General features: G+C 73.4%; 30 protein-coding genes. 13 read left to right on the top strand and 17 right to left on the bottom strand.

What is annotated here, in order from left to right; translation table 11 throughout:
- Positions 1-16: 16 nt before the first annotated feature.
- A complete protein-coding gene (locus tag AB0637_RS12105) occupies positions 17-1,936 on the top strand; it encodes an ABC transporter ATP-binding protein (RefSeq protein ID WP_366172425.1) in 1,920 nt (639 codons plus the stop codon).
- Here the strand turns inward: AB0637_RS12105 and AB0637_RS12100 are convergent.
- Complete coding sequence (locus AB0637_RS12100) at positions 1,926-2,435, bottom strand: GrpB family protein (protein ID WP_366172423.1); 510 nt, start codon at positions 2,433-2,435, stop codon at positions 1,926-1,928. The genes AB0637_RS12105 and AB0637_RS12100 overlap by 11 nt on opposite strands.
- 33 nt (positions 2,436-2,468) lie before the next feature.
- Between AB0637_RS12100 and AB0637_RS12095 the strand changes: the two genes are divergently transcribed.
- Positions 2,469-3,113, top strand: a complete 645-nt coding sequence (locus AB0637_RS12095) for a hypothetical protein (RefSeq protein ID WP_366172422.1) — start codon at positions 2,469-2,471, stop codon at positions 3,111-3,113.
- 70 nt (positions 3,114-3,183) lie between these two features.
- Entirely contained in the window at positions 3,184-3,975 is a 792-nt protein-coding gene (locus AB0637_RS12090; protein ID WP_366172421.1) for a DUF4190 domain-containing protein, read from the top strand.
- 10 nt (positions 3,976-3,985) lie between these two features.
- On the opposite strand, the gene AB0637_RS12085 is transcribed toward AB0637_RS12090, so the two are convergent.
- From AB0637_RS12085 to AB0637_RS12070, 4 genes are all read right to left on the bottom strand, one after another.
- Positions 3,986-4,417: a MarR family transcriptional regulator gene (locus AB0637_RS12085; protein ID WP_366172419.1), complete on the bottom strand. Its 432-nt coding sequence runs from the start codon at positions 4,415-4,417 to the stop codon at positions 3,986-3,988.
- Positions 4,410-5,507: an LLM class flavin-dependent oxidoreductase gene (locus tag AB0637_RS12080; protein ID WP_366172481.1), complete on the bottom strand. Its 1,098-nt coding sequence runs from the start codon at positions 5,505-5,507 to the stop codon at positions 4,410-4,412. The genes AB0637_RS12085 and AB0637_RS12080 overlap by 8 nt, the downstream gene beginning before the upstream one ends.
- Before the next feature lie 78 nt (positions 5,508-5,585).
- Positions 5,586-7,055 (bottom strand): amino acid permease, encoded by a 1,470-nt coding sequence (locus AB0637_RS12075; RefSeq protein ID WP_366172418.1) that lies wholly within the window; start codon positions 7,053-7,055, stop codon positions 5,586-5,588.
- A gap of 20 nt (positions 7,056-7,075) precedes the next feature.
- Positions 7,076-7,291, bottom strand: a complete 216-nt coding sequence (locus AB0637_RS12070) for a DUF5703 family protein (RefSeq protein ID WP_366172417.1) — start codon at positions 7,289-7,291, stop codon at positions 7,076-7,078.
- A gap of 56 nt (positions 7,292-7,347) precedes the next feature.
- Here AB0637_RS12070 and AB0637_RS12065 point away from each other — a divergent pair, with 56 nt between their 5' ends.
- On the top strand, positions 7,348-7,659 hold the full coding sequence (locus AB0637_RS12065; RefSeq protein WP_366172415.1) for a primosomal protein: 312 nt from the start codon (positions 7,348-7,350) through the stop codon (positions 7,657-7,659).
- Positions 7,660-7,808: 149 nt separating this feature from the next.
- Entirely contained in the window at positions 7,809-8,651 is an 843-nt protein-coding gene (locus tag AB0637_RS12060) for an undecaprenyl-diphosphate phosphatase (protein ID WP_366172480.1), read from the top strand.
- A 9-nt stretch (positions 8,652-8,660) separates the two neighbouring features.
- Here the strand turns inward: AB0637_RS12060 and AB0637_RS12055 are convergent, their stop codons facing one another.
- Positions 8,661-9,707 (bottom strand): magnesium and cobalt transport protein CorA, encoded by a 1,047-nt coding sequence (locus AB0637_RS12055; RefSeq protein WP_366172414.1) that lies wholly within the window; start codon positions 9,705-9,707, stop codon positions 8,661-8,663.
- Between the two features lie 142 nt (positions 9,708-9,849).
- Between AB0637_RS12055 and AB0637_RS12050 the strand changes: the two genes are divergently transcribed.
- From AB0637_RS12050 to mshC, 4 genes are read left to right on the top strand one after another with little or no spacing between them, the layout of a single operon-like run.
- Positions 9,850-10,578, top strand: a complete 729-nt coding sequence (locus AB0637_RS12050) for a histidine phosphatase family protein (protein WP_366172413.1) — start codon at positions 9,850-9,852, stop codon at positions 10,576-10,578.
- Between the two features lie 10 nt (positions 10,579-10,588).
- Complete coding sequence (locus AB0637_RS12045; protein ID WP_366172412.1) at positions 10,589-11,137, top strand: DUF3090 domain-containing protein; 549 nt, start codon at positions 10,589-10,591, stop codon at positions 11,135-11,137.
- A complete protein-coding gene (locus AB0637_RS12040) occupies positions 11,107-11,982 on the top strand; it encodes an SCO1664 family protein (protein WP_366172411.1) in 876 nt (291 codons plus the stop codon). Before AB0637_RS12045 ends, AB0637_RS12040 begins: the two co-directional genes overlap by 31 nt.
- 23 nt (positions 11,983-12,005) lie before the next feature.
- Positions 12,006-13,259: a cysteine--1-D-myo-inosityl 2-amino-2-deoxy-alpha-D-glucopyranoside ligase gene (gene mshC / locus AB0637_RS12035; protein WP_366172410.1), complete on the top strand. Its 1,254-nt coding sequence runs from the start codon at positions 12,006-12,008 to the stop codon at positions 13,257-13,259.
- On the opposite strand, the gene AB0637_RS12030 is transcribed toward mshC, so the two are convergent.
- The 7 genes from AB0637_RS12030 to AB0637_RS12000 form a co-directional block, all read right to left on the bottom strand.
- A complete protein-coding gene (locus AB0637_RS12030; protein ID WP_366172409.1) occupies positions 13,256-14,272 on the bottom strand; it encodes a dipeptidase in 1,017 nt (338 codons plus the stop codon). The genes mshC and AB0637_RS12030 overlap by 4 nt on opposite strands.
- Entirely contained in the window at positions 14,269-15,042 is a 774-nt protein-coding gene (locus AB0637_RS12025; protein WP_366172408.1) for an AIM24 family protein, read from the bottom strand. The genes AB0637_RS12030 and AB0637_RS12025 overlap by 4 nt, the downstream gene beginning before the upstream one ends.
- Complete coding sequence (locus AB0637_RS12020) at positions 15,042-15,710, bottom strand: AIM24 family protein (protein WP_366172406.1); 669 nt, start codon at positions 15,708-15,710, stop codon at positions 15,042-15,044. The genes AB0637_RS12025 and AB0637_RS12020 overlap by 1 nt, the downstream gene beginning before the upstream one ends.
- Complete coding sequence (locus AB0637_RS12015) at positions 15,710-16,378, bottom strand: AIM24 family protein (protein WP_366172405.1); 669 nt, start codon at positions 16,376-16,378, stop codon at positions 15,710-15,712. Before AB0637_RS12015 ends, AB0637_RS12020 begins: the two co-directional genes overlap by 1 nt.
- A gap of 63 nt (positions 16,379-16,441) precedes the next feature.
- Entirely contained in the window at positions 16,442-16,951 is a 510-nt protein-coding gene (locus AB0637_RS12010; protein ID WP_366172404.1) for a DUF805 domain-containing protein, read from the bottom strand.
- Positions 16,952-17,069: 118 nt separating this feature from the next.
- Positions 17,070-17,549, bottom strand: coding sequence for a DUF805 domain-containing protein (locus AB0637_RS12005; protein WP_366172403.1), 480 nt, complete (start codon positions 17,547-17,549; stop codon positions 17,070-17,072).
- 114 nt (positions 17,550-17,663) lie between these two features.
- Positions 17,664-18,536 (bottom strand): PAC2 family protein, encoded by an 873-nt coding sequence (locus AB0637_RS12000; protein WP_366172402.1) that lies wholly within the window; start codon positions 18,534-18,536, stop codon positions 17,664-17,666.
- A 25-nt stretch (positions 18,537-18,561) separates the two neighbouring features.
- Between AB0637_RS12000 and AB0637_RS11995 the strand changes: the two genes are divergently transcribed.
- Together AB0637_RS11995 and AB0637_RS11990 are read left to right on the top strand one after the other, a co-directional pair.
- Complete coding sequence (locus AB0637_RS11995; protein ID WP_366172400.1) at positions 18,562-19,290, top strand: HAD family phosphatase; 729 nt, start codon at positions 18,562-18,564, stop codon at positions 19,288-19,290.
- A 61-nt stretch (positions 19,291-19,351) separates the two neighbouring features.
- Complete coding sequence (locus tag AB0637_RS11990; RefSeq protein ID WP_366172399.1) at positions 19,352-20,161, top strand: alpha/beta hydrolase; 810 nt, start codon at positions 19,352-19,354, stop codon at positions 20,159-20,161.
- Positions 20,162-20,177: 16 nt separating this feature from the next.
- Here AB0637_RS11990 and AB0637_RS11985 read toward each other — a convergent pair whose 3' ends face one another.
- Positions 20,178-21,026, bottom strand: a complete 849-nt coding sequence (locus tag AB0637_RS11985) for a PD-(D/E)XK nuclease family protein (RefSeq protein ID WP_366172398.1) — start codon at positions 21,024-21,026, stop codon at positions 20,178-20,180.
- A 109-nt stretch (positions 21,027-21,135) separates the two neighbouring features.
- On the opposite strand from AB0637_RS11985, the gene AB0637_RS11980 reads away from it, so the two are divergent.
- Positions 21,136-22,272, top strand: a complete 1,137-nt coding sequence (locus AB0637_RS11980; RefSeq protein WP_366172397.1) for a site-2 protease family protein — start codon at positions 21,136-21,138, stop codon at positions 22,270-22,272.
- Positions 22,273-22,296: 24 nt separating this feature from the next.
- The gene (locus AB0637_RS11975) at positions 22,297-23,334 is read left to right on the top strand and encodes a tRNA (adenine-N1)-methyltransferase (protein ID WP_366172395.1); all 1,038 of its coding nucleotides are present in this window, start codon (positions 22,297-22,299) and stop codon (positions 23,332-23,334) included.
- A 27-nt stretch (positions 23,335-23,361) separates the two neighbouring features.
- Here AB0637_RS11975 and AB0637_RS11970 read toward each other — a convergent pair whose 3' ends face one another.
- Genes AB0637_RS11970 through AB0637_RS11960 form a run of 3 tightly spaced genes read right to left on the bottom strand, consistent with a single transcriptional unit; the run spans position 23,362 to position 26,593 of the window.
- Positions 23,362-24,087 (bottom strand): ThuA domain-containing protein, encoded by a 726-nt coding sequence (locus AB0637_RS11970; RefSeq protein ID WP_366172394.1) that lies wholly within the window; start codon positions 24,085-24,087, stop codon positions 23,362-23,364.
- Positions 24,084-25,169, bottom strand: a complete 1,086-nt coding sequence (locus AB0637_RS11965; RefSeq protein WP_366172393.1) for a Gfo/Idh/MocA family oxidoreductase — start codon at positions 25,167-25,169, stop codon at positions 24,084-24,086. Before AB0637_RS11965 ends, AB0637_RS11970 begins: the two co-directional genes overlap by 4 nt.
- A complete protein-coding gene (locus AB0637_RS11960; RefSeq protein WP_366172392.1) occupies positions 25,139-26,593 on the bottom strand; it encodes a DUF222 domain-containing protein in 1,455 nt (484 codons plus the stop codon). Before AB0637_RS11960 ends, AB0637_RS11965 begins: the two co-directional genes overlap by 31 nt.
- Positions 26,594-26,718 lie beyond the last annotated feature (125 nt).

Here is a 26,718-nt window from a genome sequence, read left to right as displayed (position 1 = left end):
AGACGGAGTCCTCGTCATGAGCATGGAGAACGTCGCCCACACGGCGCTGTGGAAGGCGATGAGCGCGCCCGACGGCGGCCCCGGGGGGCGGCCCTTCCGCGCCGACACGCCCCGCCGCGTCCTGGCCATGGCCCGCGAGCGGTCCCGTCTGCTCGCCCTCTTCGTCGTCGGCAGCGTCGTCCTGGCCGTCCTCGCCGTCGCCACCCCCGTCCTGGCCGGCCGCGTCATCGAGGCCGTCGCCGACGGTGAACGCTCCCGCGTCGTCACCCTCGCGCTGCTCATCGCCGCCGTCGCCGTCGTCGAGTCCGCCCTCGGCCTCGTCGTCCGGTGGTGGTCGGCCACCCTCGGGGAGGACCTCATCCTCGACCTGCGCACCCGCGTCTTCGACCACGTCCAGCGCATGCCCGTCGCCTTCTTCACCCGGACCCGCACCGGCGCCCTCGTCAGCCGCCTCAACAACGACGTCCTCGGCGCCCAGCGCGCCTTCAGCGACACCCTCTCCGGCATCGTCTCCAACATCGTCGCCGTCGCCCTGACCGCCGTCGTCATGATCGGCATCTCCTGGCAGATCACGGTCCTCGCGCTCGTCCTGCTCCCCGTCTTCCTGCTGCCCGCCCGCCGCTTCGGCCGGTCCCTGGCCCTGCTGGCCCGCCGCGCCGCGCACCTGAACGCCACGATGATCAACCAGACCACCGAGCGCTTCTCCGCCCCCGGCGCCACCCTCGTCAAGCTCTTCGGCCGCCCCGACGACGAGTCCCGCGCCTTCGCCGGCGCCGCCCGCGCCGTCCGCGACATCGGCGTCACCACCGCCGTGCGCCGCAGCGTCTTCGTCACCGCGCTGACGTTGGTCTCCGCCCTCGCCCTCGCCGTCGTCTACGGGGTGGGCGGCGTCGCAGCCATCGCCGGCACCCTCGACGCCGGCAGCATCGTCACCCTCGCCCTCCTCCTCACCCGCCTCTACGCCCCCCTCACGGCACTCGCCAGCGCCCGCGCCGACGTCACCAGCGCCCTCGTGAGCTTCGACCGCGTCTTCGAGGTCCTCGACCTCGTCCCGCTCGTGCGGGAACGCCCCGACGCCCACGCCGTCCCCGACGGGCCCGTCACCGTCGAGTTCGACGGCGTCGGGTTCGCCTACCCCGCGGCCTCCGACGTCTCCCTGGCCTCCCTCGAGGACGTCGCCACGCTCGACACCCGCGGCGGGGTCCCCGTGCTGCACGAGGTGTCCTTCCGGGTCGAACCGGGGCAGGTCGTCGCCATCGTCGGTTCCTCGGGGGCCGGCAAGTCCACCCTCGCCCAGCTCCTGGCCCGCCTCTACGACGTCGACGGCGGCGCCGTCCGGATCGGTGGCCACGACGTCCGCGACCTCACCGCGGAGTCGTTGCGCCGCACGGTCGGTGTCGTCACCCAGGACGGTCACCTGTTCCACGAGTCGCTGCGCTCGAACCTGCGGCTGGCCCGCCCCGAGGCCACCGACGCCGAACTCCTCGACGCCCTCGACCGCGCCCGCCTGCGCGACCTCGTCGCCGCCCTGCCCGAGGGCCTGGACACCGTCGTGGGGGAGCGCGGGTACCGCTTCTCCGGCGGGGAGCGGCAGCGGCTGACCATCGCGCGGCTGCTGCTGGCCCAGCCGCGGATCGTCGTCCTCGACGAGGCCACCGCCCACCTCGACAACGCCTCCGAGACGGCCGTCCAGGCCGCCCTCGACGAGGCCCTGGAGGGTCGCACGGCCATCGTCATCGCCCACCGGCTGTCCACCGTCCGCGGCGCCGACCAGATCCTCGTCCTGGAGGCCGGTCGCATCGTCGAACGCGGAACCCACCGCGAACTGCTCGCCCTCGGCGGCCGCTACGCCGAACTGCACCGGCACGGGGGAGACGGGCTCCAGGACGAGGCGTCCCGGGACGCCGACGCGCCCGCCGTCGGGCTCACCCCCTGAGCACCCGCGCCACGAACGCCGCCTTCGCCGCCGCGTACCCCACCCGGTCCCCGGGGTGCGCGGCGGCCAGGCCCGTCTTCAGCGCGGCGTACTCCGACCGCAGGGAGTCGCTGCCGCGCAACGCGTCCCGGAACGCCAGGTAGTCCCCCCAGCGCGGGCCGCCGTCGGCGACGACGTGGACGAGGTGGGTCCGGAAACCCCGCGACCTGCCGAACACGAAGTCGTCCGGGATGCCGACGTCACCGGGGAAGTCGTACCCCAGACCCGCCATCCCCGGCGCCATCGCGGCAGCGTCCGCCAGGTCCCGCACCGCCACCGCGACGTCCACGACGGGTTTCGCCACCAGCCCCGGCACCGCGGTGCTGCCCACGTGCTCGGCCCGCAGCGCCCACGGGGCGGCCGCCGCGAGCACCCGGGCGCACTCGGCCGCACCCTCCGCCGCCCACGCCGGCTCGGGCGCCACCAGCCGGACCTCACCGTCCCGCAGTCCCAGCTCCACCCGAGCAGCGTGCCAGCTGCCAGACTCCGGGACGTGGCCGTCCACCACCCCGCGACCATCGCCCCCACCAAGCGCGAACTGCTCCACGCCTGGGTCCCGCGCCAGCCCTGGACCGGGGGCGGGGACCCGACCTCACTCACCGCACTGGGCTCGTTCCGCTTCGACGACCCCGACGGCGCGGTCGGGATGGAGACCCATCTGCTCGCCACCGGCGACGGGCGCGTCCTGCAGGTGCCCCTGACCTACCGGGGCGCCCCGGGACCGGCCCGCACCCTCGTCACGACCACGACCCACACGACCCTCGGCGACCGCTGGATCCACGACGGCTGCCACGATCCCGTGCACCTCGCCGTCCTGGCCGCGACGATCCTCTGCGCCGGGCGGGAGGCCGACCTCTTCGAGGCGACCCCCGACGGGCTGGTCCTGCTCCCCGGGAGCACCCACGTGCGCGGGGACGGAGTCGTGGGGTTCGCCGACGGGGTCGCCGTCACGGATCCCGACGCCTGGGACACGCCCGTCGTCGAGCACCAGGGCACGACCACCGTGGTCCACGGCCGGGGCGCCCGGCTCACCCTGCCGCGGGTCGTGGGGGAGCCCCTCCCCGCGACCGGTCCGGCCCTGCGCGGGACGTGGCCCGGGCAGTCCGAGCCCGTCGTCCTCGCCGTCCTGTCCCGGTGACGACCACCCACCCGGGGGGTCCCCGCCCGGACCGGCCCCCGGCCCGCGCCCCGGGTGGTGCAATGGACAGGTGACCTGGCACCACCCCTCCTCGCCCCCCGGCCCCGGGGCGTTCCCCCCGCCCTACCCGCCGACCCGACCGACGTCCACGTCGGCGCTCGCCGTCGTCGGCCTGTGCACCGGGATCGCCTCGATCGCCCTCGTCGCCGTCCTCGGCCCCTTCGCCGCCGCGCTCGGCGTGGCCGGCGTCGTCACGGGCGCGATCGCCCTGGGTCGGCGACTCCCCGGCCGCGGCATGGCGCTCGCGGGCCTCGTCACGGGCGCCGTCGGGACGCTGCTGTCCGTCGTGCTGACCGTCGTCCTCGTCGTCTTCACCGGCGGGGTGTTCCTCACCGCCCTGCTCGGCTCCTCGGGGGCGTGGTCGGCGCCGGACCCGGGGGGACCGGACGACGGTCAGTCGGCGGGGGAACTCGCCTTCGGTGCACCGGCCGAGCTCGACGAGTACACGGTGACGGTCGACGGCGTGACGACGCGCGGTGACGTCGTCTTCGCCGACCTCACGGTGCAGTTCACCGGCCAGGGGTCGGGCGACTCCTACGAGGACCTCTACGGCTACCTCTACGACGCAGACGGCTACTCCTACGACGCGACCGACTGCACCGAGCCGCTGTCGCCGGACGCGGCCGACCTCCCCGACCTCGCGCCGGGGCAGACCGCGTCGTTCCAGATGTGCTTCGAGGGGGTGCCCGACGCCGCCGGCGCCTGGGTCGAGGTCGACGACGCCGCGGCGGGGACCTACGCCGGGTGGACCGATCCGGGGACGCTGCAGGGGCCGGACGGCGGTGGCGGCGGCGTCGTCTGACGCTGCCGGGTCACCCCTCGAGGGCCTTGCGGCACAGCCGTTCGAGCTCGGCGAGCTCGTCGCTCGACAGGGCCGAGAACTCCCGGGCGATCCCGGCCGCGTGCCGGCCACCGATCTCCCGCTGGGTCGCGGCGCCGTCGTCGGTCAGGACGACGACGACGCCGCGACCGTCGCGGGGGTCGGGTTCGCGGGTGAGGAGCCCCCGCCCGACGAGCCGGTCGACGAGCCGGCTCAGCGACGGTTGCGGGAGGTAGACCTCCTCGCTCAGGCCGCCGAGCCGGCACCGTCCGCCGGAGCGGGCGAGCGTGTAGAGCACGTCGTACTCCCGCACGCTCATCCCGCCCCAGACGTCCTGCGCGTCGAACCGGCGCAGGAGGGTGGCCTGCAGCCGGAACACCTGTTCCCAGGCCTCGACCGCGGTGCGGGTCCGGCTCTCAGGCACCGGAGGCGGCGGAGGTCGCCTTCGCGGCCACCCGGGCGGCGTGCGAGGGCGGGTCGCTCGGCACGCCGGGGGCACGACGGGCCTCGAACTCCTTGCGCAGCACGGGCACGACGTGCTCACCGAGCATGTCGAGCTGTTCGAGCACCGTCTTCAGCGGCAGCCCGGCGTGGTCCATGAGGAACATCTGGCGCTGGTAGTCGCCGAAGAACTCCTGGAAGGTCAGGGTCTTCTCGACGACCTGGTCGGGGGTGCCGACGGTGAGCGGGGTCTGTCGCGTGAACTCCTCCAGCGACGGCCCGTTCCCGTACACCGGGGCGTTGTCGAAGTAGGGGCGGAACTCGCGCACCGCGTCCTGGGAGTTCTTGGCCATGAACACCTGGCCGCCGAGCCCGACGATCGCCTGCTCCGGGGTGCCGTGCCCGTAGTGGGCGTAGCGCTCGCGGTACAGCGTGATGAGCCGGATGTAGTGCTCCTTCGGCCAGAAGATGTTGTTGGCGAAGTAGCCGTCACCGAAGTACGCGGCGATCTCGGCGACCTGCGGGGTGCGGATCGACCCGTGCCAGACGAACGGCGCCACGCCGTCGAGGGGCCGGGGGGTCGAGGTGAAGCCCTGCAGCGGCGTGCGGAACTCGCCCTGCCAGTCGACGACCTCCTCGTCCCACAGGCGGCGCAGCAGCTGGTAGTTCTCGACCGTCAGCTCGACACCGCGGCGGGGGTCCTGCCCGAACCAGGGGTAGAGCCGGCCGTCGTTGCCGCGGCCGAGGACGAGGTCGACGCGCCCGTCGCTGAGGTGCTGGAGCATCGCGTAGTCCTCGGCCATCCGCACCGGGTCGTTCGTCGTGATGTGCGCGATGGACGTCGAGACCGTCAACCGGGTGGTGCGGGCCGCGATCCAGCCCAGCAGGGTCGTCATGGCGGACGGCACGAACGGGGGGTTGTGGTGCTCGCCGACGGCGAAGACGTCCAGGCCCACCTGCTCGGCGTGCTCGGCCATCGTCACCAGCGCCTTGATGCGCTCGTGCTCGGTCGGCGCGCGACCGGTGGTGGGGTCGGGCGTGATGTCGCCGACGCTGAAGATCCCGAACTGCATGTCGCGCTCCTCGTCGAAGTCCATGCGTTTGCATGTATCTGGTTGAAGAGTACACGACCAGGTTCTGTTCCCGGCGGCTCAGCGCGCCGGCGCGAGCCGGGACCTGCGGTAGCCGTAGGCGAAGTACACGGCCAGCCCCAGGAGCATCCACACCCCCAGCCGGATCCAGCTCAACCCCGGCAGGAAGCCCATGAGCACGAGAGCCAGGACCGCCGAGACGACCGGCAGCACCGGCACCCACGGCATCCGGAAGGCCCGCGGCAGGTCCGGCCGGGTCCGGCGCAGGACGACGACCCCGATCGAGACGAGGACGAAGGCGAAGAGCGTGCCGATGTTCACCATCTCGGCGAGGTCGGAGATCGGCGTCACCGCGGCGACGACGGCCACGACGACCCCGGTGACGGCCGTGATGCGCAGCGGCACCCCCGTCCGGCCGTCGACCTTGGAGAACCACGACGGGATGAGCCGGTCGCGCGCCATCGCGAAGAGCACCCGGTTCTGCCCGAGCATCAGCACCATCATGACCGTCAGCAGGCCGACGACGGAGCCGACGCTGATGAGGGTGGCGACGACGTCCGCACCGACGGCGCGGAACGCGTTCGCCAGCGGCGCCTCGACGGAGATCCGGTCGTACCGGACCATGCCCGTCACGACGAGGGAGACGAGCACGTAGAGGACCGTGCAGACCGCCAGCGAGCCGAAGATGCCCCGCGGGACGTCCCGCTGCGGGTTCTTCGTCTCCTCCGCCGCCGTCGCCACGATGTCGAAGCCGATGAAGGCGAAGAAGACGAGCGCCGCGGCGGTGAGGACACCCCCGAGGCCGAAGGTCCCCAGCGGGACCCCGAGGTCCTGCCACAGCGAGGGGTCCGGCGGGGTGCTGACGGCGCCGCGCGACCCCGTCGGCGGGACGAACGGGGACCAGTTGGACACCTTGACGAAGAACAACCCGGCGACGATCACCACGGCGACGACGGTGAGCTTGATCGCCACGACGACGGCGTTGACCCGCGCCGACGCCTTCGTCCCCACGCAGAGCACCCCGGTGAGCACGAGGATGACGGCCGCGGCGATGAGGTTCGGCTGCGTGGGGGAGGGGTCGGTGGAGTACAGCCACTCCGGCACGCGCAGGCCCAGGGTCTGGCTGAGCAGGTCCGCGGCGTAGCTGGACCACCCGACCGCCACCGTCGCGGCCCCCAGGGCCAGTTCGAGGATGAGGTCCCAGCCGATGATCCACGCGACGACCTCGCCGAGGCTGGCGTAGGAGAAGGTGTAGGCCGAGCCCGCGACCGGGACGGTCGAGGCGAACTCGGCGTAGCAGAGGGCCGCGAGCGCGCAGACGACGCCGGCGATGACGAACGACAGCGTCACGGCCGGGCCGGCGCGGGTGCCGGCCGCCTCCCCGGTGAGGACGAAGATGCCCGTCCCGATGATGACGCCGACCCCGAACACGGTGAGGTCCCAGGCCCCCAGCGTCTTCTTCAGCCGGTGCTCGGGTTCGTCCGTCGTCGCGATCGCGTCCTCGACGCTCTTCGTCCGGAAGATGCCCACGGAGGGCGACGGTAGGCCGCTCAGGCCGTGCGTGCGACCCGGATGATCTTGCGCCGGAGCCACACCTTGCGGCTGCCGCCCATGTAGAGGCGGACCCGGGCCAGCTCCCAGCGGCCGTACTCGGCGTGCTCGGTCAGGAGTCGGCGCGCGTCACCGCGCGACGTCTCCCGGGGCAGGGTCAGCACCCGGTACTCGTACTCGTGGCGGTCCGGCGTGGTCGTCTCGTGCGCAGCCATCGTGACCATGATGCACCCCGTGGGGCGGGCGCACCCGTTCCCGGTACGGTCGGACCATGACCCCCGACCCGCGCGCGGCCCTGGCCCGACTCGTGGCCGCCCTCGAGGACCACCTCGCTGCCGCCGCCAACCGCCGGGGGGAGACCGACCCCGCCGTCGCCGACGCCTACCAGCGCGTGGCGGACGCCTTCGAGGTCTACGAGGAGGCGATCTACGACGCCTACGACGAGGTCACGCCCTTCGTCCTCTACGACGACGTCGAGGACGACCGCGAGGACGACGACGAGGACGACGACGAAGACGACGACGAGGACACCGAGGACGAGGAGTCCGAGGACTCCGACGACGAGGCCCCGAAGCCTCTCTGACCGTCCGGTGTGAGGGTTCGGTGCGTCCGCGGTGACGCACCGAACCCGCCCCACCCGGCGCGGGTGAGCGCCCGCTAGCGTTCGGCTGTGCCCATCCCCAGCTCGCGCGTCGTCCCCGCCTGCCCGACGGGAGGTGCCCCGGCGTGAGCATGGGCGTCCTCGAAGGTGCGTTCCTCGGCCTCGTGCAGGGGCTGACCGAGTTCCTCCCCATCTCCTCCAGCGGCCACCTGGCGATCGTCGGGACCCTCATCGGGGCGCAGGACCCGGGTGCGGCGTTCACCGCCATCTGCCAGCTCGGCACCGAGGCCGCGGTGATCCTCTACTTCCGCAAGGACATCGCCCGCATCATCACGCGATGGGTGCAGTCCCTCGCCGGACGCGTGCCGCGCAACGACCCCGACGCGCGGATGGGCTGGCTCGTCATCCTGGGGACCATCCCGATCGGGCTCCTCGGGCTGCTGTTCCAGGACGCGATCGAGACGACCCTGCGCGGTTTCGTCGTCATCGCCACCACGCTGTGGGTCTTCGCCCTCGTCCTGGGGGCGGCCGACCGCTTCGGGCGCAAGGAGCGCACGCTGGACCAGCTCACCTGGAAGCACGGTGTGCTCTTCGGTCTGGCGCAGGCGATGGCGCTGATCCCCGGGGTCTCGCGGTCGGGCGGCACGATCACGATGGGCCTGCTCCTCGGCTACACGCGCGAGGCCGCCGCCCGCTACTCCTTCCTCCTGGCGATCCCCGCCGTCGTGCTCTCGGGCTTCTACCAGCTGTACGACGAGGTGAGCACGGGCGCCGCGATCGCGTGGGTGCCCACCGCGGTGGCCACCGTCGTCGCGTTCGTCGTCGGGTACGTCGTCATCGCCTGGCTCATGCGCTTCATCACGACACACAGCTACACCGTGTTCGTCGTCTACCGGATCGCGCTGGCCGTCGTGGTCTACGCGCTGGTCCTCACCCAGGTCCTGCCGGCGTGGAACGGCACGAGCTTCGGCTGACGGCGGCGCTCAGAGCCAGCCGGAGCGCTTGAAGAGGCGGAACAGGACGACGCAGATCCCGACCATCGCGAGCACGCACAACGGGTAGCCGTAGTGCCAGCTCAGCTCGGGCATGTCCTTGAAGTTCATCCCGTAGACGCCCGCGATGAGCGTCGGGACGGCCGCGATCGCCGCCCAGGCCGAGATCTTGCGCATGTCGTCGTTCTGCCGGACGGAGACCTGCGCGAGGTGGGCGTTGAGGATGTCCGTCAGCAGCCGGTCGTACGTCTCGACGTGGTCGACGGTGCGCAGGAGGGTGTCGAGGACGTCGCGCAGGACGAAGAGCGCCTGCGCGTCGACGGGGTGGTGGGACACCTCGTGCGCCGGCGCCCCTGACGCCCCGGTCCCCGCGTCGACGAGCTTCCTCAGGGGGGCCACCAGGGGGACGGCGCCGCGGCGGACCTCGAGCACCTCCCGCTTGAGGGAGTAGATGCGCTGGGCGTCCGAGCTGCGGCTGGGGGAGAAGACCTGCTCCTCCATCTCCTCCACGTCCTGCTCGAGCTCGGCGTCGATGGTGGCGTACCCCGCGACGACGTGCTCCATGACGGCGTGCAGGACGCCCTTGGGGCCGCGGGCCAGCCGGCGCTGGTCGCGTTCGACGGCGGCGCGGACCTCGGTGAGCGAGCCCACCGCGCCCCGGCGGACCGAGACGACGAACCTGCGCCCGACGAAGAGCATGATCTCGCCGGTCTCGACGCTGGAGGAGTCGTCGAAGTACTCCAGCACCTTGAGGACGACGAAGACGGTGTCGCCGAACCACTGGATCTTGGGCCGCTGGTGGCCCGCGACGGCCGCCTCGACGGCGAGCCGGTGCAGGTGCAGGGAGTCGGCGACGTCGGCGAACTCCGCGGCCGTGGGGTCCTTCAGACCCAGCCAGAGGAACTCCTCCTGCGCCGGGTCGGGGGAGGGGGCCGCGTCGGCGGCCGAGGCGTCCTCGCGGCAGGCCCGCAGGGTCGCGGTGAGGTCGGGGACCTCGTGGCGCCGTCCGTCCCGGTAGGTCGCCACGTCCACGATCACTGGTGCATCACGGGCTCATCGTGCCCTGCGTCGCGGTCGACCGCAGCAACAGCGGAAGTTCAGTTACCGGAGCCAATTAGCTGACGCAACCACCCGCGCACCACGCCGGGCCGCACTCCACGAGCGGCCTAGAGTGGGGGCCGTGCCGACCCTCCTGCTCGTCCGCCACGGCCGCAGCACCGCCAACACCGCCGGCGTCCTGGCCGGCTGGACGCCGGACGTCCACCTCGACGACACCGGTCGTGCGCAGGCCGCGGCCCTGGCCCAGCGGCTGGCCCCGGTGCCGGTGGCCGACCTCGTCGTCTCGCCGCTGGAACGGTGCCAGGAGACCGCCGACGCGCTGCGCTCCGTCGACGGACCGACGGGACCTCGGCCGGAGCTGCGCACCGAAGAGCGGCTGGGGGAGTGCAAGTACGGCGACTGGACGGGCAAGGCGCTCAAGGACCTCACCCGGGAACCGCTGTGGCGCACGGTGCAGTCGCACCCCTCGGCCGCCGTCTTCCCCGGCGAGGCGGGCGAGGGACTCGCGACGATGCAGCACCGGGCGCTCGAAGCGGTGCGCCAGCACGACGCGCGCGTGGCGGCCGAGCACGGCGAGGACGCCGTCTGGGTCGCCGTCAGCCACGGTGACGTCATCAAGGCCGTCCTGGCCGACGCCCTCGGCATGCACCTCGACCTCTTCCAGCGGCTGTCCGTCGACCCGTGCTCCGTCTCGGTCGTCCGCTACGCCCCGCTGCGGCCCTTCGTGCTGCGGATGAACGACTCCGGCGGCGACCTCGCCGGCTTCGCGCCGGCCCGCAAGAAGCGCCGGTCGACGCGCAAGGCGTCGAGCAGCGACGCGGTCGTCGGTGGCAGCACAGGCGCGGCGTAGGGTCGGCGCCATGCCCGTGCACGAGTACGACCCGCCCGAGCGCTTCGTCGCGGGGACCGTCGGTCAACCGGGGCAGCGCACCTTCTTCCTCCAGGCCAGGGGCGGCGGGCGCCTGACGTCCGTGGCCCTGGAGAAGACGCAGGTCTCCGCCCTCGCCGAGCGCGTCGGCGAGCTCCTCGACGAGATCGTGCGCCGGTCCGGCGGGTCCGCGCCCGTCCCCGCCATGCCGCCCGCGGGCAGCGAGGACACCGCCCCCCTCGACCTGCCCATCGACGAGGACTTCCGCGTCGGGACCATGAGCCTGGCCTGGGACGGCGAACGCGACGTCGTCGTCATCGAGTGCTTCGAGGTCAGCGACACCGACGTCGACCCCGAGCAACCCGAACCCGGCCCGGAGCAGAACCTGCTGCGCGTCTCCCTCGACGGGGCGACCGCGCGGGCGTTCGCGGCCCGGGCCCTGGCGCTCGTGGCCGCCGGCCGGCCGCCGTGCCCGTTCTGCGCCGGTCCGCTCGACAGCGCCGGCCACGTGTGTCCCCGCGCGAACGGGTACCGGCGCTGAGCGGGACGTTCGCCGGGGTCGACGAGCAGGAGGCGCTCGTCCGCCTCGCCACGGGGGAGCTGCGGATCCGCGGTCGGCTCGCGGACGCGTCGAACGCGACGCTCTACGCCACCTGCACCACGGACGAGGGCGACCTCGCGTGCGTCTACAAGCCGGTCTCGGGGGAGCGCCCCCTGTGGGACTTCCCGGACGACACCCTCGCCCGCCGGGAGGTGTCCTCCTACGCCGTCTCGGCGACGACCGGGTGGGACGTGGTGCCGCCCACCGTGTTCCGCGACGGACCGCTCGGGCCGGGGTCGGTCCAGCTGTGGTTGCAGCAGGACGGCGCGGACCCCGCCGACGCCGACGAGGTCGTCCTGCCCTCCCCGGGGGCGGGTCTGGTCGACATCGTCCCCGCGCGCCGGGTGGAACCGGGGTGGCTGACGGTCCTGGAGGCCGAGGACGGCGCGGGCCTTCCCGTCTCCCTCGTCCACGCCGACGACCTGCGGCTGCGGCGCATGGCCGTCCTGGACGTCGTGCTCAACAACGCCGACCGCAAGGGCGGGCACGTGCTGCCCGGCTGGTCGGGCGCCGTGCACGGCGTCGACCACGGACTGACCTTCCACGAGGAACCCAAGCTGCGGACGGTGCTGTGGGGCTTCGGCGGGACGCGGCTGCTGGCCGACGAACGCGAGGTCCTCAGCGTGCTCGTCGCCGACCTCGACGGCCCGCTCGGCGAGGTGCTGGGGGAGCTGCTGGCGGTCGAGGAGGTCGTCGCGACGCTGGAACGCACCGAGCGGCTGCTCACCGCCGACCGGATGCCGCGGCCGCGGGGCCACCGGACCATCCCGTGGCCGCCGTTCTGAGCGACGCCAGGTAGGTTCGGCCCGTGCGTTCCTGGCCCGTCCCCGCCGTCCCGTCCCTCCCCGGTCGGGGCCCTCGCGTCCACCTCCACGACACCTCGACCGGCGAGGTCGTGCCGGTCGGCCCGGAGGAGGGCACCGCGACGCTCTACGTCTGCGGCATCACGCCCTACGACGCGACCCACCTGGGGCACGCGAACACCTACGTCGCCTTCGACCTGCTGGGCCGCGCGTGGCGCGACGCCGGTCTCGACGTCCACTACGTCCAGAACGTCACCGACGTCGACGACCCGCTGCTCGAACGCGCCACGGCCACCGGGGTCGACTGGCGAGACCTCGCGGCCTCCCAGATCGACCTGTTCCGCGCCGACATGGAGGCGTTGTCGGTCGTCCCGCCGCAGGAGTACCTCGGCGTCGTCGAAGCCGTCGACCTGGTGTCCCAGGCGGTCCGGGACCTGCTCGCGGCGGGGGCGGCCTACCGGGTCCCGGGGGTCGACGGCGGCCCCGACGGGGACGTGTACTTCCCCGTCGGCGCGGACACCGCGTTCGGCGAGGTCGGCGGCTACGACCGGGAGACGATGCTCGCGCTGTCCGCCGAGCGCGGCGGCGACCCGCAGCGCCCCGGCAAGCGGGACCCCCTCGACCCGCTGCTGTGGCGGGTGGAACGCGAGGGCGAACCCGCCTGGGACGCCGGCGACCTCGGCCGCGGCCGGCCCGGCTGGCACGTGGAGTGCACGGCGATCGCCCTGCAGCACCTGGGGATGCCCATCGACGTGCAGGCCGGCGGCTCCGACCTCGTCTTCCCCCACCACGAGATGGGCGCCTCGCACGCGCACCTGTTGCGGCCGGAGTCCCGGCCGTTCGCCCGCGCCTACGCGCACTCCGGCATGGTCGCCTTCGACGGCGAGAAGATGAGCAAGTCCAAGGGCAACCTCGTCCTCGTCTCCACGCTCCGCGCGGCCGGGGTCGAACCCGGTGCCGTCCGGTTGGCGATCGTCGCCCACCACTGGCGCAGCGAGTGGGAGTGGACCGACGAGGTCCTCGCCACCGCACGCGAGCGGTTCACCGCGTGGAGCGCGGCCGTCGCCCGCCCCGCGGGTCCGCCCGCCGAGGAACTCCTGGCGAGCGTGCGCGAACGCCTCGCCGACGACCTCGACGCCCCCGGGGCGGTCGCGGCCGTCGACGCGTGGGTGGCGGCCGGCGACGGCGACGACACGGGGTCCCCGGCCCTGGTCCGCGACCTGGTCGCCGCCCTGCTCGGGGTCGAACTCGCCCGCTAGTCGACCGACGTCCCGTCCTGCGCCTGCTCCAGGACGCGCAGGGCGTTGCCGGACGTGAGGGCCCGCAGGTCGGCCGCGGACCACCCGCGGTCGGCCAGGGCCTGCAGGAGCGCCGGGTAGCAGGAGACGTCCTGCAGCCCGTCGGGGAACGTGTCGGTGCCGTCGTAGTCGCCGCCGATCCCCACGTGCTCGACGCCGACGACATCGCGTGCGTGCTCGAGGTGGCGCACGACGTCCTGCAGGCTCGCCCGGTCGGCGCCGGGGGCGGCCACGAAGGCCGGCACGAACGTCACCATGAGGACACCCCCGTTGCCGGGCAGCCGTTCCAGCACGCCGTCGGGCACGTTGCGGGGGTGGTCGGTCACGGCGCGGCAGGAGGAGTGCGAGAACAGCACCGGTCGCGACGTGACGTCGAGGGCGTCGTGCATCGTCCGTTCGTGCACGTGCGAGAGGTCGACGAGCACACCCGTCCGGTTCATCTCGCGCACGACGTCGCGGCCGAACTCCGTCAGGCCGTGGTCGACGGGTTCGCCCGTCGCCGACGCCGCCCACGGCGTGTTGTCGTTGTGGGTCAACGTCATGTACGCCAGACCCGCCCGCCGCAGTTCGCGCAGGACGCCCAGCGACCCGGCGATGGCGTGCCCGCCCTCGGCGCCGGGCAGGGACGCGATGCGTCCGGTCGCGACCGCCTGCCGGACCGCGGCCGCCGTCGGCGTCCACGCGAAGACGTCCGGGTGGGCGGCGACGACACGGCGCACGACGTCGACCTGTTCCAGGACGGCGACCGTGGCCGCGGCCGGGTCCCAGTCCGAGGGGACGAACACCGACCAGAACTGCGCGCCCACGCCCCCGGCCCGGAGCCGGGGGACGTCGGTGTGCAGGGTCGGCTGGTCGAGCAGGCCGGCGGCGACGGGGTCGGAGCCGAACCGTTCCCGCAGTTCCCACGCGAGGTCGTTGTGGCCGTCGAACACCGGGTGGGTGGCCAGCACTTCGCGCCACAGGTCCACGGTCACTGCTGGTGCTGCGTGAGCTGCTGCTGGATGACTCCCGAAAGGTGCCGCAACTGGTTCGGCCCCAACTGGTGCACCTCGCCCTCCAGCCGGCGCACGACCTGCGGGTCCTCCAGCATGCGTTCGGAGCTCTGCAGCAGGACCGTCCCGGCGCCGGTGAAGTCGTACTGCCGCTCCTCCCCGGACCGGGTGCCGAACAGGGCGCCGCGGGCCGCGCCGAGGAAGTGGCCCATCCAGCCCGCGTCGAAGTGCTGCGAGGGTGCCGGGCAGTCGGCCCAGCCGACGAGCGCCTCGGGGTCCACCCGGACCGGGGGTTCGACGAAGATGACCGGGCCCGAGGAACTCGCCAGGAACTTCCCCGTCCCGATGAGGGTGAGGAACCCCGGGATGATCGACTCCTTGAGCTCCAGGCTCGCGTCGAACGCCAGGAGGTTCGCGGCGCGGACGGTGAGGTTCCCGTCGTCGAGGTCGTAGGAGTTGATGTCGTACCCGCGGTCGCCGAGCAGGACGTGGCCCTGGCCGTTCGCGACGACCCAGTCCCGGCTGTAGAGCGGGGAGGAGAACTTCGAGGCGACCATGGACGTCATCGACGTCGCCGTCAGCGGTTCGAAGCGGATCGTCCCGCCGCCGGCGGGGTAGTAGGCGATCATCCGGCCGGTCTGCATGAACAACGGGCCGGTGAGCCGGACGCAGTACGCGTACGGGTTGTCGGGCAGGTTGTCGTGGTCCGGCAGGGACTGCGGGTCGAGCGGCTGGGGGCTGGTGGAGGCCATCAGAGCTTCTCCTCGCTCGCCTGGACGTAGACGGTGCCCTCACCGGACACCTTGAGCTGCACGCCTTCACCGGACCCGCGTCCCACGGCGTCGCGCCACGACAGGGCCGTGGCGACGTCGAGGCGCAGGTTGCCGACGTGGGCGACGTAGGCCTGCGGGTCGACGACGACCTGCCGGTTCCCGCCGACCTGGAGGGCGAAGGTGCCGCCGTGGGAGAGCACCGCCACGGTGCCGCGGCCCGACAGCTGCGTGGTGAACAGGCCCTGGCCCGTCACCGCGCCGCGGACGGCGCCGCGCAGACCGCCCTGCTGGCCGAGGAACACCACGGAGCTGGACATGGACGCGTCGTGCGCGAGCAACCGGTCGGCCTCGACCGACATGGGCGCCGAACCGTCGAGGTCGATGATCGTCACGTGGTGGCCGCGGTACCCGTAGTGGACCGTGCCGTTGCCCTCGGCGACCATGAGCGGGACCGCCTCGCCCTGCATGCCGCGCGCGAGCGCCGAGGCGATGCCGCCCCCGTACGCGCCGCCGCCCGGGCCGCCGACGACGGGGGAGAAGGCGATCTGGCCGCTCGTGGCGAGCATCGCACCCCGACGGGCCAGGACCTCGGCGCCGGGGCGGACCTCGGCGAGGACGACCTTGGAGGTGACCTTCGTGAAGCCCATCAGCGCTCCTCGGGCTGGATGTAGACGACGCCCTGGCCCTCGAACCGCAACGAGAACGCCTCCCCGGAGCTCTCGCCGATGAGGTTGCGCCAGGAGACGTCGGTGACGAAGGACTGGGACAGGCTCCCCACGGCCCCGATGTAGGCGTCGGGGTCGACGACGAGCGGGGTCTGCGGCGTGACGCGCAGGGCGATGGGCGGTCCGCCGAGGGACAGCAGCGCGACCTGGCCGTGGCCGGTGACGGTGGTGGTGAACAGGCCCTGGCCGCTGGAGGCGCCCTGCAGGCCGGTGAAGGTGACGTCCGTCTTCAGGCTGTCCTGCAGGCAGAGCAGCCCCTCGGACTCGGCCTTGAGCGTGTCGCCGGCGAGGTCGAGGACGAGGACGTACCCGGCGTCGACGGCGAAGTGCACGGTGCCGCGGCCGGTCACCTCCATGAGGGACAGGGACTCACCGGTGACGCGCTGCTTGAGGGCGGCGCGCAGGCCCCCTCCACCGCCCATCCCCGCGTTCTTGAACTGCACGTCACCCTCGTAGGCGACCATCGAACCGGTCTGGGCGCGCACGGCGCTGCCCTTGGACCCGTCGAGGTCGACGACGAGGACGCGCGGTGTTTCGAGCCGCCAGGACACGAGTTCCTCCTCGGTGTTCGGCACGGTCGGGACGCTCATCGGACTGCTGTGTCGGTCCCATCATGGCGTGGACGGGTCCGGGGACGCCTCGGGGGCGTCGGGTCAGAACGGGCCGGGCTGCTGGCCGTGCTGCTGGCCCGGGCCGCCGAACTGCGGGGGCTGGCCGGGGAACTGGCCGTAGCCGCCGCCGACGCCCTTGGGGTTGGGGCCGTGCTCGTTGGGGCCGGGGGTGGAGTCCATGGCGCAGAACACGATGAGCACGATGCCGCCGCCGGGCACGAGCTCCAGGAGGATCCACCAGGCGGACTTGCCGGTGTCGTGGAGCCGGCGCGCCTCGGCGGCCAGCGACGGCAGGAACACCGCGAGGGAGACGACGAGCACCAGCAGGTACATGACGACGATGGCGATCGTGCTGCCGGCGGACATCGTCTCGGAGCCGCTGGCTCCGGCGGCGGCGGCGATGGAGCCGGCGACGACGGCGAAGACGATGCCGAGCACGAGGCCGAGGAGGCCGAGGAAGAGCCGGAAGTACCAGTACTCGGAGCGTCGGGCGCGTCCGGAGAAGACGGCGTACTTGCGCAGGCAGGTCTTGACGGCGTCGGCGAAACCCACGGGGCCCCTTTCCTCGGGCGGCGCGGACGGTCCGCGCGGCGCCCAATGCTGGCGCAGGTGGTCAGTCCCCGTCACGTCGGACGGGGAGCGACCACCTGCGGAGTCGAGCGGGTGAGGGTCAGAACTGGCCGGGCTGCTGGCCGTACTGACCGGGCTGGCCGTACTGACCGGGCTGGCCGAACTGCGGCGGCTGGCCGGGGAACTGGCCGTAGCCGTCGCCGATGCCCTTGGGGTTGGGGCCGTGCTGGTTGGCGCCGGGCTGGCTGTCCTTGCAGGCCCAGACGATGAAGATGATCCCGAAGACGATGTTGGCCACCGGGATGAGCAGCGTCAGGACCCAGAGGCCGGACCGGCCGATGTCGTGCATCCGGCGGAAGAAGACCGCGAGACCGGGCAGCAGCAAACCCAGGGCGACCAGCCCGCGGAAGACCCCGCCGCCGCTGCTGGTGGTCGTCCCGGCGATGGTGTCGAGGATGCTCGCGACGACGCCCGCCAGGAAGGCGAAGAGCGCCCAGAACCAGTACTCCGAGCGCCGGGCTCTTCCGGAGAAGGTCACGTACTTGGAGAAGCCGGTCTTGATCGCGGTCTGGAAGTTCACGGGTGTCCCCCCTCGTGCGGCCGGACGGTCCGGCCCCGACCAGTCTGCCGTGATCTTGGTCTCCGTGGGGCCGGATCCGCACACAGCGTCACCCGGGCGGGTGACTCTGGAGGGTCAGCCGCGGCGCGGCGGGTCGTCGCGTCGACGCAGGTAGCGCTCGAACTCGCGTGCGATGGCCTCCCCGGAGGCCTCGGGCAGCTCGGCGGTGTCCTTGGCCTCTTCGAGCTGCTGGACGTACTCCGCGATCTCGGAGTCCTCGCCGGCGAGCTCGTCGACACCGCGCTCCCACGCACGGGCGTCCTCGGGCAGCTCGTCGAGGGGGATGGACAGGTCGAGCAGCTCCTCGATCCGGCGCAGCAGCGCGAGGGTCCCCTTCGGCGAGGGGGGCTGCCCGACGTAGTGCGGGATGGCCGCCCACAGCGACACCGACGGGATGCCGGCGGCCGTGATGGCGTCCTGGACGACCCCGACGATTCCGGTGGGGCCCTCGTAGCGGCTGGGCTCGATATCGAGCTTCTCGACGAGCTCGGGGTCCTCGCTGCTGGAGGTGACGGGCAGGGGGCGGGTGTGCGGGACGTCGGCCAGGAGCGCGCCGAGGGTCAGCACGAGGGAGGCGTGGTGCGTCCGGGCGACCTCGACGAGTTCCTGGGCGTAGGTCCGCCAGCGCATCGACGGCTCGATGCCGCGGACGAGGATGACGTCGCGGGGGCCGTCGGGCAGCTGCACGGCGGAGATGCGCGTGGTCGGCCAGGTGAGCTGGCGGCGGCCGTCGTCGTCGAAGTGGACGGTCGGCCGGTTGACCTGGAAGTCGTGGTACAGCTCGGGGTCGAACTCCGCCAGCTCGGTGGCGTCCCAGACGTCGTGGAGGTGGGCGACGGCCTGGCTGGCGGACTCGCCCGCGTCGTTCCAGCCCTCGAAGGCCGCGATGACGACGGGGTTGCGCAGGACGAGGTCGTCCGTCGTGGGGTCGGCAGGCTGCTCTGGCACGGCTCAACCCTAGACTCCGGGGCTGATGAGTCCCCACGAAGCGCCCACCGGACACACCTCCGAGACACCCGTCCAGCTCCCTGCCGCCGTGCTGTGGGACATGGACGGCACGCTCGTCGACACCGAACCGCACTGGATCGCGGCCGAGACGGCGCTGCTCGGGCGGCACGGGGCCACCTGGAGCCACGAGCAGGCGCTGCAGCTGGTCGGCAGCGCGCTGCCGGACTCCGGGCGTGTCCTGGCCGAGCACGTCGAACGCACGACGGGGGTGCGCCTGGACGCCGTGGCCGTCGTCGACGAGCTCATCGAGGCGGTCATCGCCCAGGTGAGCGCGGCCGTCGTGTGGCGGCCGGGGGCCCTGGAGCTGCTGCGCGCCCTGGGGGAGGCCGGCGTCCCGTGCGCGCTCGTGACGATGTCGTACCGCAGCCTGGCGGCGACGGTCGCGGCGATGCTGCCGGGCGCCTTCACCGTCGTGGTCGCGGGCGACGAGGTCGAGCGGGGCAAACCCGCCCCCGACCCGTACCTGCGCGCCGCCCAGCTGCTGGGGGTCGACCCGGCCGACTGCGTCGTGGTGGAGGACTCCCCGACGGGGGTCGCGTCGGGGGAGGCGGCCGGTGCGCACGTCCTGGCCTGCCCGCACATGGTGCCGATCCCGGCCGCCCCCGGCCGCAGCCGCGTCGAGGCCCTGACCGAGGTCGACGTCGCGGCGCTGGGTCGCATCGCCGCGGGCCGGCCGGTGGACACCCTGGCGTGAGGTGCGCCCGCACCGGTGAGTCGTGGCGATGAGTTCCACCGGTGCGCCGAGTCCCACGGGCATGACGACACTCGAGGTGCAGACCGACCAGGGCGACACGGTGGTGCTGGACCGCTACGGCTCCGGACCGGCCGTCGTGTTCATCGCCGGGGCAGGGCCCTACCGCGAGATCGACGGGGCGACCACGCAGACCGCGCAGGCCCTCGCCGACCGGGGGTTCACGACGACCGTGCACGACCGGGTGGGCCGCGGCGACAGCGCGGCCACCGGCGACGTCACGCTGGAGCGTGAGCTCGCGGCCGTCGCCGCCGTCGTGGACGCGGCCGGTGGCGGGCCGGCGGTGCTCGTCGGGCACTCCTCCGGGTGCTCGATCGCGCTGGCCGCGGCCGCGCGCGGGGTGCCGACCGCGGGGCTCGTCCTGTGGGAGGCACCGCTGGACGAGCAGTCGGACCTGGACTCGGTGCGCTCGTGGCTGGCGGACGTGACCGACCGCCTCGACGCCGGAGACCTGGCCGGCGCGACGGCGGAGTACGTGCGGGACATGCCCGCCGAGTTCCGGGAAGGACTGGCGCACATGCCGTTCCACGCCCGCTTCGTCGCGCAGGCGCCCGCCTACCGCGCCGACGGGGAGTCGCTGGTGTGGGCCGCGAGCGGTCCGCTGGGGGAGTTGCTGGGGCGGGACGTCCCGGTGCTGGCGCTCGTGGGGGAGCAGACGTTCCCGGGGATGCCGGAGGCGGCGGCGCGGATCGCGCGGGAGGTCCCGGGGGCGGTGTCGGAGGTGCTGGCCGGGGCGTGGCACTCGTGGGACGTCCCGGCCGCGGTCGACCGCTTCGCCGCCTTCGCCCGCGCGGTGCAGCCGACGCGCGTCTGAGGGTGCGGTCGGGGGTTCAGACCTCGGGCAGCGGTGGCGGGGTGCCCCCGAAGCTCGGGCACAGCGCCTTGTGGTCGCACCAGGTGCACGTGCGGCCGGGCTTCGGGCGCCAGTCGCCCGCGGCCCGGTTCCGCTCGATGGCGTCGGAGAGGGCACGGACCTTGCGTTCGGTGGCGAGCAGGTCGGCCTCGTCGGGGGCGTAGCGCAGGACGTCGCCGGAGCCGAGGTAGACGAGCTGCAGCTGGCGGGGCACCTCCCCGCGCAGCCGCCACAGGACGAGGGCGTAGAAGCGCATCTGGAACAACGCCTTGGACTCGAACAGCTCCGAGGGCGCCCGCCCCGTCTTGTAGTCGACGACGCGCATCGCCCCGCCGGGGGCGACGTCCAGGCGGTCGACGATGCCGCGCAGGTGCAGGCCGTCGGTGAGGTCGATCTCGACGGGCAGTTCCCGGCCCGCCGGTTCCAGGCGCGTCGGGTCCTCGAGGTCGAAGTAGCGCTGCAGGAGACGCCGGGCCTCGGTCAGCCAGATGGCGAGCCCCTCCTCGTCGGCCGTCCCGGGCGGGTCCTGCGGGAAGAGCGCCGCGACGCGGGGTTCGCGCTCGAGGAGGGCGTGCCACTGGCCCTCGACCATCGCGCACGCCTGCTCCGCGGTGCGCTCGTGCGCGGGGAGGTCGAAGAGCCGCTCGAGGACGGCGTGGACGAGGGTGCCGCGCACGGCCGCGCGGGTGGGCACCTCCGGCAGCCGGTCGATGGTGCGGAACCGGAACAGCAGCGGGCACTGCATGAAGTCGGAGGCCCGCGAGGGGGACAGCGGACGCCGGGTCGTGGCCGGGGTGGTCTCGATCCGAGGCACGCCGGTGGTCACCCGACCACCTTACGGGGGACAGGAGGTGGTCCCCCCGCGTCCGCCGCCGGACCGCCACCTAGGATCGGCGGATGCAGCAGGTCGCGTCCCGGGTCGTCGGCGGAGTCTTGTGAGAGGCGGCATCTCCCTCGGCCGCCCGTTCGGGGTGCCGCTGCTGCTGGCCCCGTCCTGGTTCCTCTTCGCCGCGCTGATCGTGGTCGTCTTCTCGCCCGTGGTGCAGCTGCGCGTGCCCGGTCCCGCGTCCTACGTCGTGGCCTTCGGGTACGCCGTGCTGCTGCTGATCTCGGTGCTCCTGCACGAGATCGCGCACGCGGTGGCCGCGAAGGCGACGGGGCAGCGGGTCACCGGGATCGTCCTCAACCTCTGGGGCGGGTTCACGTCCCACGAGGGCCGCACGACCCCGGGCAGCAGCCTGCTCATCGCCGTCGTCGGCCCCGTGGCGAACGGTGTCATCGCGTTCGTCGCCTGGCGGCTGCGCGACGGTCTCGCCGAGCAGCCCGGTCCGGCCGGGGTCGGGGAGCTGCTCCTCGGCGCGCTCATGCTGTCCAACCTGCTGCTGGCGGTCTTCAACCTGCTGCCGGGGCTGCCGCTGGACGGCGGGCACGCCCTGGAGGCCGTCGTCTGGAAGGTGCGCGGCGACCGCGCCGCCGGGACGGTCGTGGCCGGCTGGGTCGGCCGGGTCCTGGCCGTCCTGGTCCTCCTCGGCGGGCTCCTGCTGCCGCGGCTGCTGGGCTGGGGCTCGTCCATCACCGACGTCGTGTGGGCGGCCCTCGTCGGCGCCCTGCTGTGGCAGGGGGCGTCGGAGGCGCTGAAGTTCGCGTCGGTCCAGCGGCGGGTGCCCGAGCTGTCGGTGCGGGCGCTGCAGCGGCCGGCGATCGCCGTGAACGCGCGTGCGACGGTGGAGGAGGTCGTGCGGACCGCGCGGTCCGCCATCGACGCCGGCGCGACGGCCGGGTCCTCGCGCGACCTCGAGGTCGTCCTCGTCACCGACGACGGGGTGCCCGTCGCCGTCGTCGACACGGCGGCGCTGCGGCAGGTCCCGGAGGAGCGGCGCACGTCGCTGGGGGCCGGTGCGACGGCCCGCGCGCTGCCGCCGCGGTCCTGGCTGCCGGAGGACCTGACGGGCGAACAGCTCCTGGACGCCGTGCAGGTGCGCCCCGGCGAGCACGTCGTGGTGGACACTGCTGGCCGGGTCCGTGGACTGCTGCACACCGGTGACGTGATCGCGGCCGTCACGGCCCGCTGAGACGGACGAACGGAAGAGGACCCTGTGATCGACCCTGCCCACCCGCCGACGGGTGCGACCACCCGCCGTGGACCGCTGCGCGAAGGCGAGCGGGTGCAGCTGACCGACCCCCGGGGCCGGATGCACACGATCACCCTGACCGCGGGGAAGGAATTCCACACCCACCGCGGCAAGTTCCTGCACGACGAGCTCATCGGCCGCCCCGACGGCACGACGATCGTCAACACGGCGATGATCGAGTACCTCGTGATGCGGCCGCTGCTGACGGACTTCGTCCTGTCGATGCCGCGCGGGGCCGCGGTCGTCTACCCCAAGGACGCCGGGCAGATCGTGCAGATGGCGGACGTGTTCCCCGGGGCCACGGTCATCGAGGCCGGGGTGGGGTCCGGTGCGCTGTCGATGTCGTTGCTGCGCGCCGTCGGCGACCACGGGCAGCTGCACTCCTTCGAGCGCCGGCAGGACTTCGCCGACGTGGCCCGCGGCAACGTCGAGACGTTCTTCGCCGGGCCGCACCCGGCGTGGACGGTGCGGGTGGGCGACCTCGTCGAGACGCTGCCGACGACGGACGTCGTCGCCGACCGCGCGGTCCTCGACATGCTCGCCCCGTGGGAGTGCCTCGACGTCGTGGCCGACCACCTCGCCCCCGGCGGGGTGCTCATCTGCTACGTCGCGACCGCCACGCAGCTCTCGCGCGTCGCCGAGGCGATGCGGGCGTCCGGGCGCTGGACCGAACCGGAGGCGTGGGAGTCGATGGTGCGCGGGTGGCACCTGGAGGGGCTCGCCGTCCGTCCGCAGCACCGGATGATCGGGCACACCGGGTTCCTCATCACGTCCCGGCGCCTGGCCGACGGGTACACCCCGCCGCTGCGCAAGCGCCGTCCCGCCCCCGGCGCCTACCCCGTGGACGGGGAGGCCGCCGAGGTCGAGGTCGTCGAGGGCACCGAGTACGGCGACCGGCCGATCTCGGACCGCAAGGTGCGCCGCGCGGCCCGGGAGGCCGCGCGGGGCGCCGAGGCGTCGGCCAGCGCGGACGAGCAGTCGGACGAGACGTTCGAGGACTGACGCCGGCGCAGCCCGCTCCCCGTCAGGTCAGAGCAGCCACTGGCGGGGCGGGTTGCTGACGTCGGGGACGGCGCGCTCACCCGTGGGGGCCGCCCAGCGGACCCCGTTGGCCAGCACCTGCTGGACCTCCGGCTGCTGGTAGACGGGGTACTCCTGGTCGCCGGGGGAGAAGTAGAAGATCTTGCCCTGGCCCCGGGTGAACGTGACCCCGGACCGGAACACCTCGCCGCCCGCGAACGAGCTGATGAACACCAGGTCGTCGGGGTCGGGGATGTCGAAGAGCTCGCCGTACATCTCCTGGCGCGGGATGACGAGGGGGTGCGGGACGCCCTGGGCGATCGGGTGGGACGGCTTGACCGTCCACACCAGCTCCTGCTCGCCCTCGTTGCGCCACGCCAGGGAGCACGTCGTGCCGAGCAGGTCGCGGAAGATCTTCGAGAAGTGCCCCGAGTGCAGGACGAGCAGACCCATCCCGCCGAGGACGTGCTGCTTGACCCGGGCCACGACGGCGTCGTCGACCTGGTCGTGGGCGACGTGTCCCCACCAGAGCAGGACGTCGGTCCGGTCCAGGACGTCGGCGGTCAAGCCGTGTTCGGGGTCGGCCAGCGTCGCCGTGGAGACCTCGGCGTCCTGCAGCAACCGGCGCAGCCCGGCGGCGATGGCGCCGTGCATGCCCTCGGGGTAGTAGTCGGCGATGTCGGGCGGGGACCCGTTCGCCTCGTGGACGCCTTCGTTCCAGACCAGGACCCTCACGCGACCGTCCCTCCGACCTGTTCCACGGGTTCGACCTTCCCCGAGGCGGCGGACCGGGCCGCGGCCTCCATGAGCGCGACGCTGCCGAGGTTCGAGCGGCCCGTCACGTCGGGTGCCCCGCCGCCGCGGATCGCCCGGGCGAACTGGCGCAGCCCGGCCGAGCGGCCCCAGACGTCCATCACCGGGAGCTCGACGGGTTCGGCGGGCTTCCCCCCGAGCCCGAGGCGGACCTCGTCGTCGGCCGGGCCGTCGTTGCCGCGGCCGGCGAGGGTGACGTAGCCGTCCTGGCCCTCGAAGACCCACTCGCCGTCCCAGTGCGTCTCCGGCGCCCGGGAGACCCAGCTGCCGCGGTAGCTGCAGACGAGGCCGCCCTCGAGCTCGATGACGAGGACGGCGGCCGCCTCCTCCGTGTACTTGCTCCACGAGGGGTCGGTGACCTTGGCGTAGACGCTGACGGCCTCGCGGCCGGTCGTCATGCGCAGCAGGTCGAAGTGGTGGATCGCCATGTCGTAGATGAGCGGGTGCGGGAACTGGTAGTGCCGGTACGTCTCGAGGGGCGCGTCGTGGTCCCAGCGCCGGAAGTCGACGTGGACGACCGACAGGTCACCGACCGCGCCGGTCGACAGCAGTTCCCGCACCTTCTGCGGTCCGGGGTAGAACCGGTAGTTCTGGCTGACCTGCAGGACGAGGCCCAGTTCCTCGGCGCGCTCGACGGCCGTGCGGGCCTCGGCGACCGTCCCCGCGAACGGCTTCTCCACGAGGACGTGCAGCCCCGCGTCGAGGGCCTCCAGGGCGACGGGGACGTGGAAGTCCATCGGGGCGGTCACGATGACGCCCTCCGCCGCCACGGACCCCGCGGCCTCGGTGAGGGAGGTGAAGCACATGGCGTCGGGCAGGCCGAGTTTCTCCTGTGCCGCGCGCAGGGTCGGCTCGTGGGCGTCGACGATGGCGACGCGGTCGACCTCCGTCACCGGGGGGATGGCGTTGCGCTCCCAGTCACCACCCCAGCCGCCGAGGCCGACGTGGATGAGCTTCGTCGTGGGGGTGTCCGTCAGGTCAGGGGAGATGTCAGCAGCGACCACGATCTCGACGCTACACGCTGGCCCCCGGCCCGGGGAGGGGGCGGGGAGGCTCGACCTGGGATCGTTCCCGGCCCGTCACCCGACCGCGGAGGAGGGCCTCCGGCCCGAGGTCGGTCTCGCGTCGCGGTGGAGGTGTCGGTGGCCCGACGTCCTTCCCGACGTCGGTCTGCGGTGCGGCGTTCGGGCAGGGTGGGGTGCCCCAGCACCGGCGGTGGTTCGCGCCGGTACCGGTGCCCGGTCCTGACCGTCAGGACGGTCCGGCCGCGGTCGTCGCTGGTGGTGGTGAAGCCGGGCAGGTCCTTGGTGTAGTTGCAGGACCGGCACAAGCCTTGCCCGTTGGCGACGCTCGTCCTGCCTCCCCGCGCCCAGGGGGTGACGTGGTCGACGTGCCGGATCGGGGCCTGGCACCACGGGGTGGCGCACACCTGGTCCCGCCGTCGCAGGTAGCGGGCCAGCGCCGGTGGGAAGAGGCGGGACTTCGCGTCCATCGCGACCAGTTCACCCGCGGCCGGTGAGGTGTCCGGGGCGGTGTACAGCCGCCGCACCCACGTCTGGTCCCGTTCGGCGGCGTCCAGGACCAGCTCCCGGGCTTGGCGGGCGGGTAGGGGGCCGCCGTCGATGCCGTCGCACCACACGCGGGCGGAGGTGTTCCCGCCGCGCAGGAGGGCGGCTTCGTCCATGACGAGTTCGAGGGTGATCGGGAGGGGGTCGGTGACGAGGTCGAGGCCGGTGACGCGGGCGAACAGGACGTCGTACATCGCCTGGTCCTCGGTCCGCTCGTCGTGGGGGTTGGCGCGTAGCTGGTCGGCGGCGGCGCGGCGCAAGGTGGTGAGCAGGGTGAGGTTGTGGGTGGGGGTGCCGACGGCGGTGAAGTAGGTCATGTGGTCCAGCCCGGGGCGGACGCTGCACCGGCGGGTGCCTTCGGCGCGCTGGTTGCGGGCCACGGCGGCGGCGGGGTCCATCGCGTCGGCCAGGGCGCGGGCGGCGCCGGCGAGGTAGCGGTGTCCGACGCCTTTGCGGCGGTACTCCCGGCGCATCCGGTCGTCGATGCGGGCGCGGTCAGCGGGGCTGACGTGGCCGGTGGCGGTGACGACGGTGCGGGCGGCGTGTTCGGTGATGAGGCCGTCGCGCAGGGCGGCCAGGGTGGCGGGCATCTGGGTGGTCAGGACGGTCGCGGCGGTCAGCAGGGAGGTGGCGGTGTGGGGGGAGACGTGCCGGGCCAGGGCGATCTCGCGGGTGGTGGCCGCCTCGCCGCCGGGTTCGGTGGCCATGAGGTGGGCGTAGCGGGCGGTGGCCTGGACCTGGCGGGCGGTCAGGGCGCGGATCTGCCGTTCGGCGTCGGTGATGACGTCGATGAGCTGCGCGGGGCTCAGGTTCCCCAGGTCCTCCAGGGGGTCCTGAGGGGGCGCGGCGGTCGGCGTCATGGCGCAACCCTAGCGTCCGACGGCTTCGTCGACAAGGGCGAAAGCGTTGCGCTGCAATGGGTTGAAGACGACTGCAGCGGCCCGTCCCAGTTGTACCAGCCACCTCCGACATCGAAGGCGGCCGC

This window comes from Kineococcus sp. NPDC059986 (genome assembly GCF_040702905.1).
Taxonomy (GTDB): domain Bacteria; phylum Actinomycetota; class Actinomycetes; order Actinomycetales; family Kineococcaceae; genus Kineococcus.
The sequence above is the reverse complement of the archived record's forward strand: the minus strand, read 5'-3'. Positions and strand labels throughout refer to the sequence as shown.